Origin of the sequence: Paenochrobactrum glaciei, assembly GCF_039522165.1 — a bacterium.
GTDB lineage: Bacteria > Pseudomonadota > Alphaproteobacteria > Rhizobiales > Rhizobiaceae > Paenochrobactrum > Paenochrobactrum glaciei.
Genome location: NZ_BAAADE010000002.1, coordinates 276,260 through 295,591, shown reverse-complemented (window position 1 = coordinate 295,591; position 19,332 = coordinate 276,260). Strand labels below are relative to the sequence as shown.

At 50.5% G+C, this 19,332-nt stretch carries 14 protein-coding genes; 7 read left to right on the top strand and 7 right to left on the bottom strand.

The annotated features are described in order from the left end of the window. Positions 1 to 18: 18 nt before the first annotated feature. The gene (locus tag ABDZ76_RS07710; RefSeq protein ID WP_184218989.1) at positions 19 to 219 is read left to right on the top strand and encodes a DUF4169 family protein; all 201 of its coding nucleotides are present in this window, start codon (positions 19 to 21) and stop codon (positions 217 to 219) included. After that, positions 216 to 464, top strand: a complete 249-nt coding sequence (locus ABDZ76_RS07705; RefSeq protein WP_343803957.1) for a ribbon-helix-helix domain-containing protein — start codon at positions 216 to 218, stop codon at positions 462 to 464. The genes ABDZ76_RS07710 and ABDZ76_RS07705 overlap by 4 nt, the downstream gene beginning before the upstream one ends. A gap of 8 nt (positions 465 to 472) precedes the next feature. On the opposite strand, the gene ABDZ76_RS07700 is transcribed toward ABDZ76_RS07705, so the two are convergent. Next, complete coding sequence (locus tag ABDZ76_RS07700) at positions 473 to 4,219, bottom strand: AsmA family protein (RefSeq protein ID WP_343803954.1); 3,747 nt, start codon at positions 4,217 to 4,219, stop codon at positions 473 to 475. A 124-nt stretch (positions 4,220 to 4,343) separates the two neighbouring features. Then, a complete protein-coding gene (locus ABDZ76_RS07695) occupies positions 4,344 to 5,138 on the bottom strand; it encodes a glycosyltransferase family 2 protein (protein ID WP_343803951.1) in 795 nt (264 codons plus the stop codon). A gap of 249 nt (positions 5,139 to 5,387) precedes the next feature. Here ABDZ76_RS07695 and ABDZ76_RS07690 point away from each other — a divergent pair, with 249 nt between their 5' ends. Together ABDZ76_RS07690 and ABDZ76_RS07685 are read left to right on the top strand one after the other, a co-directional pair. Continuing rightward, positions 5,388 to 7,919, top strand: a complete 2,532-nt coding sequence (locus ABDZ76_RS07690) for an ATP-dependent helicase (RefSeq protein ID WP_343803948.1) — start codon at positions 5,388 to 5,390, stop codon at positions 7,917 to 7,919. 185 nt (positions 7,920 to 8,104) lie between these two features. Next, complete coding sequence (locus ABDZ76_RS07685) at positions 8,105 to 9,481, top strand: dicarboxylate/amino acid:cation symporter (RefSeq protein ID WP_343803945.1); 1,377 nt, start codon at positions 8,105 to 8,107, stop codon at positions 9,479 to 9,481. 73 nt (positions 9,482 to 9,554) lie between these two features. On the opposite strand, the gene ABDZ76_RS07680 is transcribed toward ABDZ76_RS07685, so the two are convergent. Both ABDZ76_RS07680 and ABDZ76_RS07675 read right to left on the bottom strand, forming a co-directional pair. Continuing rightward, a complete protein-coding gene (locus ABDZ76_RS07680) occupies positions 9,555 to 10,046 on the bottom strand; it encodes a CreA family protein (protein WP_343803942.1) in 492 nt (163 codons plus the stop codon). Between the two features lie 86 nt (positions 10,047 to 10,132). Next, the gene (locus ABDZ76_RS07675; protein WP_374844578.1) at positions 10,133 to 10,801 is read right to left on the bottom strand and encodes a DapH/DapD/GlmU-related protein; all 669 of its coding nucleotides are present in this window, start codon (positions 10,799 to 10,801) and stop codon (positions 10,133 to 10,135) included. A gap of 255 nt (positions 10,802 to 11,056) precedes the next feature. On the opposite strand from ABDZ76_RS07675, the gene ABDZ76_RS07670 reads away from it, so the two are divergent. From ABDZ76_RS07670 to ABDZ76_RS07660, 3 genes are all read left to right on the top strand, one after another. After that, on the top strand, positions 11,057 to 11,641 hold the full coding sequence (locus ABDZ76_RS07670; RefSeq protein WP_343803939.1) for an SCO family protein: 585 nt from the start codon (positions 11,057 to 11,059) through the stop codon (positions 11,639 to 11,641). A gap of 74 nt (positions 11,642 to 11,715) precedes the next feature. Further along, positions 11,716 to 12,573 (top strand): 50S ribosomal protein L11 methyltransferase, encoded by an 858-nt coding sequence (locus tag ABDZ76_RS07665; protein ID WP_343803936.1) that lies wholly within the window; start codon positions 11,716 to 11,718, stop codon positions 12,571 to 12,573. A gap of 18 nt (positions 12,574 to 12,591) precedes the next feature. Further along, positions 12,592 to 14,424, top strand: coding sequence for an aminopeptidase P family protein (locus tag ABDZ76_RS07660; RefSeq protein WP_343803933.1), 1,833 nt, complete (start codon positions 12,592 to 12,594; stop codon positions 14,422 to 14,424). A 67-nt stretch (positions 14,425 to 14,491) separates the two neighbouring features. On the opposite strand, the gene ligA is transcribed toward ABDZ76_RS07660, so the two are convergent. The 3 genes from ligA to ABDZ76_RS07645 all read right to left on the bottom strand — a co-directional run bounded on the left by ligA (position 14,492) and on the right by ABDZ76_RS07645 (position 19,305). Then, positions 14,492 to 16,651: an NAD-dependent DNA ligase LigA gene (gene ligA, locus ABDZ76_RS07655; RefSeq protein WP_343803930.1), complete on the bottom strand. Its 2,160-nt coding sequence runs from the start codon at positions 16,649 to 16,651 to the stop codon at positions 14,492 to 14,494. Between the two features lie 97 nt (positions 16,652 to 16,748). Next, positions 16,749 to 18,428, bottom strand: a complete 1,680-nt coding sequence (gene recN / locus ABDZ76_RS07650) for a DNA repair protein RecN (RefSeq protein ID WP_343803927.1) — start codon at positions 18,426 to 18,428, stop codon at positions 16,749 to 16,751. A 13-nt stretch (positions 18,429 to 18,441) separates the two neighbouring features. After that, positions 18,442 to 19,305 carry an outer membrane protein assembly factor BamD gene (locus ABDZ76_RS07645; RefSeq protein ID WP_343803924.1) on the bottom strand — a complete coding sequence of 288 codons (864 nt, stop codon included), beginning with the start codon at positions 19,303 to 19,305 and terminating at the stop codon, positions 18,442 to 18,444. Between the last annotated feature and the right edge of the window lie 27 nt (positions 19,306 to 19,332).

The following is a 19,332-nucleotide window of genomic DNA, read 5'->3' as shown; positions in this document are numbered from 1 at the left end:
AAACTGGATCCGCTGGATATGAGCGACATCGTCAATCTCAAACAGTTTAAAAAACAAAAAGCCCGTAAGGAACGCGAAGATATTGCCCAGCAAAATCGCGTGACTTTCGGGCGCACGCTTGCACAAAAGCAATTTGACAAAGCGCAAACTGAAAAAGCCAATCGCTTTCTCGATCAGAACAAGCTTGAAAAAAACGATCAGGACGATCAGACGTCTTGAGCAAGCTTGGCGCCCATCAGCTCAAAAAACACTCTGTCACCATTCGCGGCCATTCCACCAGCTTTACGCTGGAAGATGCGTTTTATGATATTATCTGCCATTTGGCAGAACAGCGCAAAATGGCATTGGCAGCATTGATTGCCGAAATTGACGGCCTCAGGCCGGAAGGCTGTAATCTCTCCTCGGCACTGCGCCTTTATGCGCTGCAAAGCGTTTTAAGAGAACAAACGGCACAAGCCGAATAGCCGGCGATTTAGCGCGGCGCATCCAGATCTTTCAAAAAATCTTCCACCGACTGCCCCATACGGCTTGCTTCATCAGCCTTATTGGCAGCTTTGCGTTGTTCTTCCTCTAACCGTTGCTGTTCGCGTTTTTGCGCTTCCGCTTTGTTGCGGGCTTCAGTTTCAATCAGGGCTTTTTCACGCGCTTCTTTAAGCGCTTTCAAACGCTCTGTCTCACGGCGCAGGTTTTGTTTTTCACGCAAAGCCGATTGCATTGCTTCAACACGCTCTTGCTCACGCTCCAAAGCGCGCTGTGTCAAAAACTGCACCAGCGGCTGATGGTCAACACTAACATGTGGCTCAGCATAAGTGCCGGAAAGGGCAAAATTAACACCAGCAAAGCCACCGGAACCTGTATCCTCGCCTAAATTCTTATAGGTAAAGCGACTGCTGCCGTTAAGCCGCATATCGCTCAAATCAAGCGCCATGTCGCTTTCAAGCAGAGCTTTGCTATTTTCCAAACGTGTCAGCCCCATGCGCGCAACGCCACCCGCAAGGGTGAAATCAAACTGCGCATTGCTGACTTCAAACACACCGTCCTTGGTTGCCTGCGTGGCAATGGTCTCAAAGCGCTTGGTCGCATTTTGCGACTTGGCTGCTTCATCACTATCGGCATCAGCCAGCATTTGCGCCAGTTGACCGGCATTCAAATGCTCCACCGTTAAACCATCGACCACCAGCTGCGCCGAACCGGAAAGCGACTTCATCGCTTCCGCAACATGTGCCCCATTGCCCTGTAATTTTACCGTCAGTGATGCTTTACCGCCAATAGGTGCAACGTCCCCCTCAGCAGCAGTGATCTGATAGGCAGAGCTAAGATCAACATCTTTCCAAGCCATATCAGCGGAGAAAAGCGCATTACCCTCGCTATTGCGCAGTTGCACCAAGCCTGAAAGCTGACCGCCCTTCCAGTCGCCTTGCAAATCGCTCAGTTCAAGCTGATCATCGGCCTTGGTCACTTTAGCTGAAAAATCACGCACGACACCATATTGACCGGCATCAGCAACAGCCGCTTTCATTTTCAGATCAAATGAAAATGGCAGCAATGGCAGTTTGACAAATTTCTGCTGCGGCCAACCCTTCTTCTGACTGGTAAAAGCACCAGTCCCAAGCATGATTTCGCTTAAAAATTGCAAATCCACTTCATCGGCTTCTGCCTCACCGCGCAGCAACGGGCTGGCATTTTCCGGCTGCAAAGCTTCCAGTTTAGCGCTGATTTTATTATCCGAAATTGTGCCCTGCAAATTTGGCAACCGGACAATGCCTTTGGCAAATTGCACGTCACTAGTGAGCGCGACGGCAAGTCCAAGCCCAAAACCCGGCAAGCTGTAACCACCGGACGCCAAAAACGGCTCCAGATTATCGGCCTTAATCTCTGCTTTACCGCTCGCCGTGACATCATCAGCCAATACAGTTACCACACCATCAAAATCGGCATGGGCATCAGGTGCTTTTAACTGCACTTGTGTGCGCACACCCATATTAAGCGCGCCTTGCAATGTCACATCGGCTTCCAGCTCTCCGGCAAGCCCCAACGGCAAAACCGGCACACCAAGCAGCGCTAAAATCTGCTCGCCTTCTTCTGACTTGGCACTGCCATTCAACTGAATTTGCAAGCCCTCATCACTGTTCCACTCACCCGCTGCCGTACCGGAAAAATCAAGCACCATGCGTCCGGCTTTACCATTCACACTAAACGAAGTTTCGCTGTGCAAAGCACCTGCAGCAGGCTTCGCCTGATCTTGATCTTTTGCCTCTGGCTTTTTCTTAAGATTAGGCACCACAGTGCTGCCGATAAAGTTAATCTCGCTCTCAGCCAGCAAATCCGGATAGGCTTGGCTGCGCTTATAAAGTGCCTGCACCACTGGTTGTTCAGGCGCCACATCATGCAGCCAATTGATAAAACCGGATAAATCATCACTCAGCAAAGTGGCATCAACCTTGCCGGTCAATTCATCCTGATGCGGTTCAAAATTACCCGCCGCCATGATGGTCGCGCCATTCAAATCCTGCAACATGAAGCGGTCAAAATCCATAGCTGCGTTACTGAACCGGAAACGTGTATCAAGTGCGCCTGTTTCCGTTGTACCCAGCACAAGCGCATCGGCTTTCAGCGAAACATTCAATGCCTGATTACCAAACGCTGTGATGCCTTCAACACTTGATAAGGGCGACACCATCAGTTGCAGCGCCGCATTACTTATTTTCTCGCTTTCCAATTCCACATCAATTGACGGTACACCGCCTGTCAAAATCTGCCGGTGGAATGAGCCTTTCAATATTGTATCATCAAGGCCGATTTCTAGATTATCAATCTGCTGCACACGGTCATTGAGAACCACCTGACCGGAAATACCAAGCCCCGATAATTGACGAACGGTTTCATCAACCTCTTGCGTCAACCAACCCGCCAAGCCCGAAGGCTGACGCGACGCAATCAGCAAATTGCCTTCAAAGCCAAACTGATCGCCCAAAGCTAAATGGCCTTGTGCTTCAACACGCGTGCGCCCCGGTAAATCAGCGGAAAATTCTTTAATCTTCCAGCCCTGCCCTTCAGGCACAGCGCTGATAGTAATAGTGCGGATTGTCGTACCGCCTGCAATAATGGCTGGCAATCTTAAATCCACATTACCCGGAATAGTAGGCACCGGAATATTACCCATCAGCTCACGAAAAGCCGTCAAAGGTTCTTTTAGCGGAACCGCTTCGCCACTTTGTTCAGTGCTGCTGCCACCAAAAAAGAACTGCTGACCATCGGCATTAATTTCAAAGCGCGGATTTTCGCCAAAGATAAATTGTGCCTTGCCATTCACCACATAAGGGTCATCAGCAGGCCCCTGCTCCATGCGAAATTCATCAGCCAAAAACTGCTGGTCGGTCGCCGTGAAAAGCCCGTGAATACGTAAATCTGTCAGTAAACCGGATTTTTCATTCGGGATACGATCACCTTTGCCGTCTTTTTTCGGCGGCGCTTTTTTGGCATTGGTTTCCGGCGTGCGGAAATTAAAACTACCAGTATAGTTCAACAAGCCGTCTTGCAGTGTAACATCACCGTCTGTCTCGAATGTAACCGCCATTTTTTCAGGCGTAATCCGGTTACGTAGCCGCAAACTACCATCCGGTTTTAACTCGCCGGTGGATAAATCAAGCGCGAACTTCTCGCCCTCACTTTCAAGCGAGCCATTCATTTGCCAAGGGCCGGTAATGTTGCGTGCCGATAATACCGCTTCAATATTTTGTAATTGATGTTCACGACCGGTGCGACCATCAGCAATCAAAATGCGGCCATCACTGACGGTGAGTTTTTCAACTTTGACCTGCGCATTATTAAGCAATGCGTCTTCATGTCTTGTCCAGTCAACGCGGCCTTTTTCATCCACGACGACCTTCAACACCGGCTTTTCAACCTGCATGTCAAAAATCAGCACTTCACCGCGCAAAAACGGCATAAGCTCTGCATCAATTGAAAACTTATCGACACTTAATGTAGTCGTATCATTGGTGCCGCCCACATAAACATCAGAAAATGTTACCGATGGAAAAGGTAGAAGCCGCGCACTTGCCGTGCCACGCACATGCACTTCGCGCCCCATAATCCGGCTGGCCTCGCGCTCAAAATCTGCGCGATACCCTGTCCAGTTAATGAAAGGAGGAACAACCAGCGCCGCAGTAAGCAGCAAAACAAGGAACCCACCGACGATGACGAAAATGCGTCCCAAAATCTGGCTCCATTATTCTTGATTCACGGCTTCTCAACTTCATGCAACATAACGGCAACACGCCTTCTGCGACAAGGCAGTAAACCACCGCCCTGTCCAATAATCACATTATTTCAGCCAATTTCTATTTCCATACCCCATAATGTTCACGGAAATAATCAACGGCTGCCTGATTGGAATCGTTGCGGTCATGCCCTTCATGAACCATCGTCAACAATGCGGATATACGACGGCTGGCGCCATCATGACGACGCGGTGCATTTGCATTAACCCAAATCAGCACATTGTTCACCGCCAGATTACCGGCGATCCAATAATCATCCACTGTCCACAAGAGCCCTGGAATATCAAAGACTTTTTCATTGAAATAGGTCGGGCGCACCATCACGCCACTCACACCCAACAATGTATCACTATAACCGCTTTGGGTATAATAAGAAGCTCGGCGCTGACGATATTTCAACATTGAGCCAACTTTAAATAACAAACCACGACCAGCCGTGCTAACCCGCGGTAATCTGTCTGCCGGACGTGTGGTGATATCAATATCTTTAATATCATCACCACCTTCCGCAAGGCATGTGCGCTCATGAGATTTGCGTAAATCTATAAAGCGCCCTGACCACTCAGCATCATAATGGACATCATCGTCACAGAATAAAATATCACGTTCTTTGCCCCAGTTGTCTTTTACAGCAGGCAGCACTTTTGTCGCCGGGCCGTAATCAAAATCTGTCCGGCAAATCGTCACCCCTTCCGGCACTTGCGGCAGAGTACCAGTCCACTCCGGAAATCTTTTATAACTCTGAGGGATATAAAGATTGATCTGATCCGCACGATGCTTCTGGTTTAACAGAGATTTAAGTGTCGGGGTAATCTTGTCAAAGCGAGGCGGAATAGTCGTCAGCGTAATAATCATTAAAAACCTGAAAAAAGGCGAGAGAAACGATACTATTATCTGCATCTATAAAGTGGATATTATAATTAAACAATAAAGAGTGTAATGCCACCGAACATATGAACGGATTGTGTCCGCTTTTGAGACGAAAACAAATTCACCCTTGCAGAACAGTCGGAGAACAAGCTATACCCGTGGCACTCAGGAAAAGCGCACATAGTACCTGATGCCATCCTTGATCTTTTATTTATATGAGTACACTCTCAAGCAATGTCTGACTTTCCTGACGATATGCCCTTTTTTGGTGAACCGGATGCCCCACGCAAACCGCAAGAGCGGCCAGCGGGTGCAGAACCAAGTGGTATTGCAGCGCGCGCTATGGCTGCGCGCAATCAACAACGCGGCGAACCGACATATCTGACAGGATTAAATCCGGAACAGCGTCTGGCGGTTGAAACGACCGAAGGACCTGTGCTGGTGCTGGCAGGTGCCGGAACAGGTAAAACACGCGTTCTCACCACCCGTATTGCGCATATTATCAATCAGGGCCTTGCTTATCCGAGCCAGATTTTGGCTGTTACATTTACCAATAAAGCAGCCCGCGAAATGCGTGAGCGTATTGGCGTCTTGCTCGGTGACTCGGTTGAAGGCATGCCATGGCTCGGCACCTTCCACTCTATCGGTGTCAAACTGTTGCGCCGCCATGCAGAACTTGCACATTTGCGCTCTGACTTCACCATTCTTGATACCGATGATGTCATTCGCCTCATCAAACAATTAATCCAAGCCGAAGGTCTGGACGATAAGCGCTGGCCTGCCCGCAGCTTCGCCAATATGATTGATGCTTGGAAAAACAAAGGCTTAAGCCCATCGGAAATTTCCGAAGGTGATGCCCGTGCTTTTGCAAATGGTAAAGGACGCGAGCTTTACGAAGCCTATCAGAACCGGTTGCGCACGCTCAATGCCTGTGATTTTGGCGATCTGCTGCTGCACCCGATCCGCATTTTCCGTACCCATCCGGATATTTTGCGAGAATATCATCAGAAATTCCGCTATATTCTGGTTGACGAGTATCAAGATACCAACACAGCGCAATATATGTGGCTGCGCCTATTGGCACAGCGCCCGCAAAACAAAACCCGCACCGACAATCCGGATGGTTTTTCTGCCCAGCAAGGCGTCAATCTGTGCTGCGTGGGTGATGATGACCAGTCCATTTACGGCTGGCGCGGTGCAGAAGTTGACAATATCCTGCGCTTTGAGAAAGATTTTCCAGGCGCTGCCGTTATCAAGCTGGAACGTAATTATCGCTCCACCGCCCATATTCTGGGCGCTGCCGGTTATTTGATTTCGCATAATGAAGGACGGCTTGGCAAAACGCTTTTCACTGATGCGCCTGATCCGGATGATGCCCGTGTGCAAGTGCATGCCGCATGGGATTCGGAAGAAGAAGCCCGCGCTGTCGGCGAAACTATCGAACAAGCCCAACGCCACGGCCATAAGCTGAATAACATGGCTATTCTGGTGCGTGCGTCCTTTCAGATGCGCGAATTTGAAGATCGCTTTGTCACGCTCGGCCTCAATTACCGCGTCATTGGCGGCCCGCGCTTCTATGAGCGCCTCGAAGTCCGTGATGCGATGGCCTATTTGCGCGTTGTGGCGCAAGGCGCTGATGATTTAGCCTTTGAACGCATTCTGAATACGCCGAAACGCGGCCTTGGCGATGCATCCATGCGCCAAATTCACGATTATGCGCGGGAGCGCGGCATTCCGATGCTGGAAGCCGCCCATGATTTGGTGCAAACGGAAGAATTGAAGCCAAAACCACGCTCAGCGTTGCGTGAAGTGGTTGAGAACTTCTATCGCTGGCAATCGCTGATCGACATCACCCCGCACACGGAACTGGCCGAAATGATTCTCGATGAATCCGGCTACACCGCGATGTGGCAGAATGATAAAACCGCAGAAGCACCGGGCAGACTTGAAAACTTGAAAGAATTCATCCGCTCGATGGAAGATTATGAATCTTTGCGCGGGTTTCTCGAGCACGTCGCCCTTGTGATGGATGCCGACAAAAACGAAAACATGGATGCCGTCAATATTATGACGCTGCACTCGGCCAAAGGGCTGGAGTTTGAAACCGTGTTTTTGCCAGGCTGGGAAGAAGGTCTGTTTCCGCACCAGCGCTCACTCGACGAAGGCGGGCGTTCGGGGCTGGAGGAAGAACGGCGTCTGGCTTATGTCGGGGTCACCCGCGCCAAGAAAAACCTGCATATCTGGTTTGTTTCCAATCGCCGTATTCATGGCATGTGGCAATCCACCATTCCGTCCCGCTTTTTGGATGAATTGCCGGAAGCCCATGTGGAAATTGCCGAGATGGATGGTAATTACGGCGGTTATGGCTCCAGCGGCGGCTACGGCCAGTCCCGCTTTGAAAAAGCCGATCCGTTCCAAAATTCCTATTCCACACCGGGCTGGCAGCGCGCCCAGCAAAACCGCAATGATGCCACGCGCAACAATTGGGGCTCGCGCTCGGGCGCCAATGTCGAGCGCATCGGTTATGGCGAAACGGAGTCTTCCTTTGGTGCCGGTCGCGGCTCCGTGAAGGGTCGTACCATTGATGGCGAGATCGTCAGCAAATCGGTCAATGTCAGCACATCAGATTTCAAAGTCGGCTCGCGGGTTTTCCATCTTAAATTCGGCAATGGTACCGTCGCCGTCGTAGACGGCAACAAGCTGACAGTCGAGTTTGACAAGGCAGGTCAAAAACGTGTTCTCGACAGCTTCGTAAAGCCGGTATAATTTTCTAATATTTTCAGTATTAGAAATTATTTTCTTAAAAATCGGATTCATCAGAACAAACGCATCGCGCACAAATCATAAGCCGGAATAGGATAGCTTACTCCGGCTTAGAGACTGAGATATTTTCACTGACAATGAATAATGGTTTTTCAAACCTTCCCATTGCTGTCTTTGAAAGTAGCATCATGTCTCAGTCACAAAGTGTTAAAACCTCAGGCGCCCAGCCGCCTAAGCCGCTTTACCTGAACTTCGGTTTTCAGGTCATTGCAGCGATGATCATCGGCCTGATTTTAGGCTTCATCGCCCGCAATATGGGGCCGGACGCGGCAGGTAATGCCAACTGGCTCGCCGTCACCTTGCAAACAATCGGTTCGATTTTTGTACAAATGCTGCGCGCTTTGGTGCCGCCATTGGTCTTCACCGCAATCGTTGCCTCGATTGCTAATCTCGCAGCCCTCAACAATGCCGCCAAACTGGTGTGGCAGACCCTGTTATGGTTTGCGATCACCTCTTTTGTCTCCGTATTGATCGGTATTGCACTTGGCCTGATCATTCAGCCAGGTATTGGTTCCGGCGTGCTGGAAACAGCGGCCAAAGCTCCTGCATCTTCAGGTTCATGGCTCGATTTCCTCAAAGGTCTGGTGCCTGCCAATATTCTCGGCCTTGAAGCTTCAACCCGCCTGAATGGTACTGCCGCCTCCACATCGCTTAACTTCAACGTGCTGCAAATCCTCGTGGTTGCTATCACTGTTGGTGTTGCAGCACTTAAAGTGGGCGAAGCTGCCAAACCGTTCCTCACCTTCAACCAGTCTCTTCTGGTCGTGGTCAGAAAAATCCTCTGGTGGGTTATCCGCCTCACCCCGATCGGAACCATCGGTTTGCTTGGTCGTGCGGTTGCGCAATATGGTTGGGAAACCCTCTCGCAGCTCAGCTGGTATGCCGCCGCAATTTATATCGGCCTCGCCATTGTGTTGTTCGTGGTCTATCCGGTTGTGTTGATCATCCACGGTCTGAAGCCTTCACGCTTCTTTGCAGGCGCATGGCCTGCAATCCAGTTGGCCTTTGTCTCCCGCTCATCCATCGGCACATTGCCAGTGACCGAAACCGTGACAGAACGCAATCTTGGTGTGCCGCGTGAATATTCAGCCTTTGCTGTGCCGCTTGGTGCAACCACGAAAATGGATGGCTGTGCTGCAATTTATCCGGCTATTTCCGCCATCTTCATTGCCCAGTTCTTCGGCATCCAGTTAGGTTTGCAGGAATATGTACTGATCGCTTTTGTCTCGGTCTTAGGTTCAGCAGCTACTGCTGGTCTCACCGGTGCGGTTGTCATGCTGACACTGACCCTCTCCACATTGGGTCTGCCGCTTGAAGGTGTTGGTCTGTTGCTGGCAATTGATCCGATTTTGGATATGGGACGCACCGCCGTCAATGTTGCCGGTCAGGCGCTCATTCCAACCATCGTTGCTAAACGCGAAGGTATTCTGAACGAAGAAATTTATAATTCGCCTAAGAATATCGACAGCGCCGATCCATCAGAATTAAGCGCACAGCCTGCTTGAGATAACTAAAACACAAACAAAAAATGCCGGGCTGAATGTCCGGCATTTTTATTTAAGTCATTAGAATAATTGATTATTGCGGCTTGCCTTTTTCCCACATCACATCACCACGATAAAGCGGCACAGTGGAAAGAGATGTTTTAGCTGAACCATCCTGCACCTGCGCCGCATGTGCCAGATAAAGTAATGTATTGTTTTTCTGATCATAAATGCGGGTGATAATCAGTTTCTTCCAAATCAGACTGGTGCGTTCAGAAAAAACCCGTTCGCCACTTTTTCCAAGCTTGATATCACCAATGGTAATTGGCCCGGTCTGCTCGCATGAAATCGACGCATTGGACGGATTTTCGAACCAGTTTCCCTTTTGCAGCCGATCAATAATACCGCGCGAAAAAGAAGCCAAATGACAGGTGACACCCTGTACCTTCGGATCAGGCACCGCATCAATCACAATATCATTACCCAGCCAATCTACACCGACTTTGCCGACATCTTCCGCCAGTGACGGGGTGATGCCGGCTATTAAAAGTGCAGTAACAAACCCCGCCTGAACCAATTTACGCATCTGCCGGCACCCTTTTTTGCTGATGGATCTATTAAAAAATATAGATCAAAGCTGAGCGCTTGCAAGAAGGCAGACAAAGTCTCAGTTCAATCTTGCGGGTTGCTTAACTCATTAGCAGCAATCACTTCCCATTTATCTAGAAATGCAGAGATTTCAAGCGCCTGTATATCCGGCATCGCACGGTAGATCATCGCCACCGGCCAGTCCCACCATTGCAATGTCAACAAGCGCTCGACAATCTCTGCCGGAAAGCGCGCACGGATAGGACGTGCCGGAGAACCGGCAACAATGGTATAATTTCCGACATCACGCGTCACCACGGCATTGGCACCGATAACCGAACCATGACCGATGGAAACACCTGGCATAATCACTGCGCCATGGCCAATCCACACATCATTGCCGATTGTCACACGTTTGCTCTGGCGATAGGCGCGATAGTCCATATCAAGGCCGATATGGCGGAAATATTCATTCGGCCGATAGGTCATTTTATGGGACATCAACCGCTCAATCGGGTGTTCCAGCGCATTGATACGTACATTGGCGGCAATGGAGCAGAATTTGCCAATATCGGCATAAATCCCTTCGCCATGACGTTCCATATAGGTGAAATCACCAATCTTCACATCACGCAAAATAACCCGCTCGCCAATATCGGCATAGCGGCCAAGTTTAACCCCTTGCAATTTTGCATTGGGATGAACCTTGGGTTCTCTGATTTCAAGGCGTTCAAAATCATCTGGTATCGTCAATTATCAAGACCTCATCAGCCGAAACAGCCACAGCTCAACCAAGAACCGGCATGAACTAGCATGAACCGGCGGCGCGCTTTTCTTCTTATTTGTTTTAAGCCTATAACCTTGTTACATTTTGCTTGCACGGCACTTTTTGTCACCCTCCCTGACAATTAAATGCTATAGCAGTTTTAAGCTTCCCCCCAAGCTCTCTAAGCTTCAAGAAAAGCTGGTAAAATTGGTAATAGATTTACGCGCGAAGGCTTGTATTTTATGAAAAAACTCCTCCCCCTCCTTATCATTGCAGTCGTTGCAGCAATCGTCGGTGTCGGCGCCTATACCTATATTCAGGACAAGCAAGCAACCAACAAGCCTTTTGGCGGCCCGCTTGATCTGATTGCCATGGATGGTTCAAAATTTACCGAAACCAATTTGCGTGAAACCCCTGCTGTGGTTTTCTTCGGCTTCACCCATTGCCCTGATGTTTGCCCGACCACACTTTTTGAGCTCGATGGCTGGTTCAAGGAAATGGGTACGGATGCAGACAAGATCAAAGCTTATTTCATCACTGTTGACCCAGAGCGTGACACACAGGAAATTATGCAGACCTATGTCACCAATGTGTCAGATAAAATCACCGGCATTACCGGCACACCGGAAAAGATCGCTGAAGCTGTAAAATCTTACCATATTTATGCGAAAAAAGTACCGGGTGATGATGGTAATTACACTATGGATCACACCGCATCACTGTTTTTGCTCGACAAGGGCGGTATGTTCCGTGGCACCATTGCATATGGTGAAAATCCTGATACAGCGCTTGAAAAGCTTAAAAATCTGGCCAAACGTAATAGCTAACCAATGACCGGAATAAGGGCTTCATTTTTGAAGCCCGTTCCTGTTCACATCATTTCCGAAAGTGTTTTCGCACCATGTCCCAATCCCGCCTCTGCTATGTCACGGAAAAAGACGAAGCTGAACAGATTTATGCCCAGCTTGAACCAATCTTTGAAGATGACGGTTATCCGATTGCCATCACAGAAGTAGACGAAGACAAAGAAATCTTCGAAGTATCGCTTTACATCGAAGAAGGTGCGGAAGAGCTCCTTAAGCGCGTTGAAGCAGTTGTCGGCACAGGCAAATTCCAGATTGAAGAACTGCCGGATATCGACTGGGTTCTCCATTCCCTCGAAGGTTTAAAGCCGGTACGCGCCGGACGTTTCTTTGTGCATGGTTCGCATGACCGCGACAAACTTGGCGCGGATGATATTTCCATCGAGATTGATGCAGGGCTTGCTTTCGGCACCGGTCATCACGGCACCACTGCCGGCTGTTTGGAAATGATCACTGAACTGGTTGAAAAAGAACACCCGACCAATGCGCTTGATCTTGGCACCGGCAGCGCCGTGCTTGCCATTGCTATTGCCAAGCTTGCGCCGATTGAAGTGCTTGCCACTGATAATGACCCGATTGCCGTAACAGTTGCTGCCGAAAATACCGTTAAAAACGGTGTTGCAGAACATGTAACCACGGCCACGGCTGAAGGTTTCGACCACGCAATTTTCCGTAGCCACACCCCGTTTGACCTGATCGTTGCCAATATTCTGGCTCGCCCTTTGATGGATCTGGCGCCAGCTTTAAGCAGCCATAAAGCCGAAGGTGGTTCGATCATCCTGTCCGGCATTCTGGAAAGCCAGCATGACGCGGTTGTCGAAGCCTATGAAGCGCAAGGTTTGAAGCGCCAAAACACCCTGCACCGCGAAGGCTGGGTCACCATTCATCTGAAATAATTTTTCAAAGAGGCAATTATGAGCCAGACATTTCAGTCATTTGAAGTCAAATCAGATCCTTCTCATGCCAAGCCACGCGTTGCCAATGTGCGCAAACTGATGGCAGAAAACCAAATTGATGGTTTTCTGGTGCCGCGTGCTGATGAACATCAGGGCGAATATGTGCCGGAAAGCGCACAGCGTCTTGGCTGGCTCACCGGTTTCACCGGCTCGGCAGGTGCAGCCCTTATTTTAAAAGACAGCGCTTTGCTGTTTGTGGATGGCCGTTATGAATTGCAGGCGGCAACTCAAACCGATCCGGCAATTTTTACTATTGAAAGCCTTATTACCAATCCACCGGCCACATGGCTGAAAGCCAATGGCAAAGGTTTGGTCATCGGCTTTGATCCGTGGCTGCACACTATCAATGAAGCCGCAGCTTTACGCAGCAGCCTTGAAGCCAATGGCGGGCGCTTGGTAGCACTTGAGAACAATCTGGTGGATCAGGTCTGGCAAGACCGCCCTGCTGCACCATTGGCACCGGTTACCATTCAACCGGCACGCTATTCGGGTCAGGAAGCATCCGAAAAAATCGCCCTGATGCAAAAGGCACTTGGCCAAACGGCTGCCACGGCCACCATTTTGACCGATCCGTCATCAGCGGCCTGGGTTTTCAACATTCGCGGCAAAGATGTTTCCAACACGCCGTTGCCGCTTTGCTTTGTTATTCTATCAAGCACTGAGGCACCGCAGATTTTCATTGATGAGCGCAAGCTTGCCATTGAACCGCGTGCCTACCTCACCCAGCTTGCCACTTTATGCGAACCGTCAAGCCTTGAAGCAGCTTTGACCAAACGCACACAAGCGGGTGAAATTTTCATGCTTGATCCGGCGCTGGCGGCAGAAAAATTCCGCCTCATCATTGAAGGCGCGAATGGCTCTTATATCAGCGGTAAAGATCCGGCACGCCTGCCACGCGCCATTAAAAACAAAGCTGAACTTGACGGCAGCCGTACCGCACATGAGCGTGACGGTGTTGCGATGGTGCGCTTCCTCTCATGGCTGGATGCACAAAAGCCGGAAAATTTAAGCGAAATTTCTGCGGCACAAAAATTAGAAGAATGCCGTGCAGAGGTCGGCAAAGATTTTCAGATGCCGTTGGAAGAATTATCCTTCGACAGCATCTCCGGCAGCGGTCCTAATGGCGCCATCATCCATTACCGCGTCAATACTGACACCAACCGTCAGTTTGAAAATGGTGATGTCTATCTGATTGATTCCGGCGGCCAATATCGTGACGGCACCACCGACATTACCCGCTCGGTTGCCATCGGCGATGTAACATCTGAGAAAAAACGTGCCTTTACGCTGGTACTGAAAGGCATGATTGCCATTTCCACAGCGCGCTTTCCAAAAGGCACCCGCGGACAGGACATTGACGCGCTTGCACGTATTGCCCTTTGGAAACAAGGCTTCGATTACGGTCACGGCACCGGCCACGGTGTCGGCTCTTATCTGTCCGTGCATGAAGGGCCGCAAAGCATTTCCAAACGCGGCGATCAGGAGCTGATGGCTGGCATGATCTGCTCCAATGAACCGGGCTATTACAAGCCGGGCTCATTCGGCATTCGCATTGAAAACCTGATTATTGTCACCGAAGCCACAGTGCCGGAAGGCGGCGATCTGCCGATGATGGGTTTTGAAACCCTTACCTTCTGCCCGATTGATCTGCGCCTGATTGATAAAGCTCTGCTTTCTCCTGAAGAGATTGAATGGCTCAATCATTATCACCAGCAGGTACGCGAAAAGCTGACACCGCATATGAATAAGTCAGCCAGCGAATGGCTCATAGAGGCGACCAAACCTCTTTAGACAAACAAAAAACACCGGCTCTGATAGCAGAGCCGGTGTTTTCATATCCTGAACCTGAAATATGCTTTTAAGCTTCGCCGACCAGCACAAACCACGCATCTTCATCAATCACTTCGATGCCCAGTTCCTGTGCCTTGGCAAGCTTGGAGCCAGCCCCCGGCCCTGCCACCACCAGATCGGTTTTCTTTGAAACAGATCCGGCCACCTTGGCACCATAACGATCAGCCATGGCTTTTGCTTCATCACGCGACATCTTTTCCAGCGAGCCGGTAAAGACAATTGTCTTGCCTTCAACCGGTGAACCAGTCGCAACAGGTGCGGCTTCATCAAGCGGTGTAACCTCAGCCAGCAGTGCATCCAGCACCGCAATATTATGGGGCTCGTGATAAAATTCGACAATCGCCTCAGCAACAATCTGTCCAATGCCTTCCACATTGGTCAGTTCCTGCCATGCTTCATTGCCCTTGTCGCCTTTGACACCTTCGCGCGGTGCTTGAGCTGCCTTCACACTATCGGCCAAAGCCTGATAAGAACCATAGCTACGTGCCAGACGTTTGGCACCCACTTCACCGACATGACGAATCCCCAGACCAAACAAAAAGCGGCTTAACGCGATCTCGCGTCGCTCATTGATCGCGGCATATAGTTTTTTAACCGAAACCGCACCAAAGCCTTCGATATTCTCTAGCTTTTTCAGCAGTGACTGGCTCTGGCGTTTTTCCAGCGTGAAAATATCGGCAGGTGTGCGAATTTTTAAACTTTCATCTTCCGCATGGAAGAAGAACTCCACCTGCTTTTCGCCGAGGCCCTCAATATCGAAAGCATTGCGCGACACAAAATGGCGGATACGCTCCACCGCCTGCGCTTCACAAATCAAACCACCGGTGCAGCGCCATGCGGCCTCGCCTTCTTCACGCACGGCATGGCTGTCACAGACCGGACATTTATGCGGGAACTGAAATGGCACAGCATCGCTAGGTCGTTCGCTCAGCACCACATCGACAATCTGCGGGATAACATCACCGGCACGCTGCACAATCACGGTGTCACCAATACGAATATCGCGCCCTTCGCGCAACGGCTCACCCTTCTGGCCGATACCTTTAATATAGTCCTCATTGTGCAAGGTGGCATTGGTGACAACCACACCACCCACCGTGATTGGTGTGAGACGCGCCACGGGGGTCAACACACCTGTGCGCCCGACCTGAATATCAATGCCACGCAAAATGGTGGTTGCCTGTTCTGCCGGAAATTTATGAGCAATTGCCCAGCGCGGGCTGCGCGAACGGAAGCCCAAACGTTCCTGCAATTTCAAATCATCGACTTTATAAACAACGCCGTCGATATCATAATCAAGCTGCGCGCGTTCCAAACCGATATGATTGTAGTGCGCAATGATAGCTTCAATGCTCGTCAAACGCTGGGTCAGCGGATTGGTACAAAAACCCCATTCTTGAAACAATGCCACCATACCGGATTGTGTATCTGCCGGCATCACCGACATCTCACCCCATGCATAGGCAAAAAAGCGTAACTTACGGCTGGCTGTCACTTTCGGATCAAGCTGACGCAACGAGCCCGCAGCGGTATTGCGCGGGTTGACATAGGTCTGCTTGCCTTCCGCCGCCATTTGTTCGTTAAGCGCCAGAAAGTCGCTTTTCGCCATATAGACTTCGCCGCGCACCTCAACAATATCAGGTGCTGATGCAGGCAATGTTTGCGGAATTTCTTTAATGGTCAAAATATTGGCGGTTACATTTTCACCCGTGGTGCCATCGCCGCGTGTAGCAGCCGTAACCAGTTTGCGACCTTCATAACGCAGTGACAGGGAAAGCCCATCAATTTTCGGCTCTGCGGTAAACGCAATTGAATTATCCGGCAAACGTCCCAAAAAGCGATAAATACTTCCGACAAAATCACCCACATCTTCATCCGAAAATGCATTATCAAGGGACAACATCGCGCGTGCATGGGTCACTTGGGTAAAGCCTGCTGCGGGCGCAGAACCTACCTTACGGGACGGACTATCAGCGCGAATAAGCTGCGGGTAAAGCTTTTCAATCGCCTCATTACGACGCTTAAGCGCATCATAATCGGCATCTGAAATTTCCGGCTGATCATTCCCATGATAGCGCTCATCATGATAGGCTATGAGCTTTGCCAGCCGCTCCAGTTCCAAAGCCGCATCTTGTTCGCTCATATGATCAAAAGAAATTTCACTCATTACCGTTCCGCAGGAATCAATTGAATATATCGCAGAGTTTACCGGACAATGCTCTCATCCGATACGCCACGCATGTTAATAATCAGACATTTGAAGTTCAGGCTTTAACCTTGCTATTCTCGCCAAGCAGTCGCTCGGCAGCAGCGCGGGCTTCATCCGTGACGCTGGCACCGGCCAGCATACGGGCGATTTCTTCCTGACGCTCGGCCGTTTCCATCACCCGGATGGAGGTGCTGACGCGGTCGCTCTTATCTGCTGATTTAGCAATCAGAAAATGCGTTGAAGCGCGTGCCGCCACTTGCGGAGCATGGGTCACCGACAAGACCTGCACACGCGACGACAGGCGCGATAAACGCTGACCAATCGCATCGGCCACCGCACCGCCAACACCCGTATCGATTTCGTCAAACACCAATGTGGGTGCAGAACCACGATCAGCAAGCGCCACTTTCAAAGCCAGCAAGAAACGTGATAATTCGCCGCCTGACGCGACTTTCATCATCGGTCCGGCACGGGTGCCCGGATTGGTGCGCACCCAATATTCCACAATATCAATACCTTCAGCACTGCGGCTTTCAGTATCTGTAGTCATTTCAACGATAAACTCTGCGCGTTCCAGCTTCAAGGCTGGCAACTCAGCCATCACGGCAGCTTTCAGATGCCCAGCCGTTTCATGACGTGCGGCTGACAAGGCCTTGGCCACATCATCATAGGCTTTCTTGGTAACAATCGCTTCAGCTTCCAGCTTTTCAAGCTTTTCAGCGCCTGCATCAAGATCAACCAGATCGGCATCCATTTTGTCACGCAAGGCCGGCAATTCGCTGACCGGCACCGAATATTTGCGCGCTGCGGCACGAAGCGCAAAAAGGCGCTCTTCGACCTGCTCCTGCAAGCGCGGATCAAAATCAATCGCACGGATGGCTGCTTCAATACCGTCTTGCGCCAGCGCCAGCTTGTCCAGCGCTTCATCAATCGCATTGATAACCGGTTCTAACAGCTGCGGGGCTTCAGGCGCTTTGCGCTCCAAGCGGCGCACAAGACTGGCAAGTGAGGGAACCGGTGACCCCTGCCCCGACAATAAATCATTGGCTTCATTGACATCAGAAGCAATACGTTCGGATTTCATCATCACCGCGCGGCGTTCTGCCAGCTCGTCTTCTTCACCAATTTGCGGATTAAGCTTGTCCAGCTCCTCAACGGAGGCACGCAAATAATCGCCTTCGCGCTCTGCGGCTTCCACTTTGGCACGGTGGCGGTTTAATGCCTGTTCAGCATCACGCCAGCTTTTAAACTTCTCCCGCACCACTTCCGTCTGGCTATCCAAGCCGCCAAAAGCGTCAAGCAGGCTGCGATGAATATCAATATCCACCAAAGCACGGTCATCATGCTGACCGTGGATTTCAACAAGTCTGCGGCCAAGTTCACGCAAAAGCGTTACACTTGCCACCTGATCATTGATGAAAACGCGGGTACGGCCATCACCGGACTGGACACGGCGCAAAATAATATCGCCATCATCTTCCAAACCGTTTTGGTTCAGGAAAATACGTGCCGGATGTTTGGCCGGCACATCAAAAACAGCTGTTACCTGCCCCTGATCGGCACCGTGACGCACCAATGATGCGTCGCCACGAGCCCCAAGTGCCAGAGATAAAGAATCCAGCAGAATAGACTTCCCCGCACCGGTCTCACCGGTAAGCACAGAAAGTCCATTGCTGAATTCAATATCAAGCCTTTCAATCAGAACTATATCGCGGATCGAGAGGTGCGACAGCATGAGGTGCTTTTCTTTATGCGCCGCCGCCGGTAATCAGCGCGCCAGCTTTAGACAACCATGAACCACTATTATTGCGAGGCTCCAAACCACCCGACTGCAACAGCTTGTAGCTATCTTTATACCACTGGCTGTCCGGATAGTTCTGACCGAGCACCGATGCAGCCATCTGCGCTTCACTGGTCAGACCCAATGCATAATAGGCTTCAACCAAACGTGCGAGCGCTTCTTCAACGTGACGCGTGTTGGAATATTCTTCCACCACACCACGGAAACGCTTTACCGCCGCCAGATAGTCTTTACGCTCGAGATAGTAGCGACCGACCTGCATTTCTTTACCGGCCAGCTGGTCGCGGGCAAAACGGATTTTCGTTTTGGCATCCTCGACATATTCACTATCCGGATAACGATCGATCACTTCCTGCATCGCACCAATAGCGCGCTTGCTGGCTGCCTGATCGCGGGTCACGTCAGGGATCTGACGGAAATAGCTCAAACCGATAATGTAATAAGCATAAGCTGATTCAGGCGATGTCGGGTAAAGCGTGTTATAACGCTTCGACATGCTGATGGCTTCTTCGTAATTGCCCTGACGGTAATTGGTAAATGCGCCCATCACGAGCGATTTGCGTGCCCATTCGGTGTAAGGATGCTGACGGTCAATGGCGGCAAATTTCTTCGCAGCTTCGCCCAGACGTCCACCTTCAAGATTTGCCAGCGCTTCATTGTAAAGCTTATCCGGCGCATCGATGGTTTCAACATATTTTGACAGATCAATATCGTCATCTTTGCTGGCACAACCTGAAAGGATTGCAACCACGGCAACCGTTCCCACAAGCATTGCGGTTGCTTTATTTACCGGGAATTTGAAACTCGTCATGCGGTCTCCGGCCTTCTGGCAGCGTCA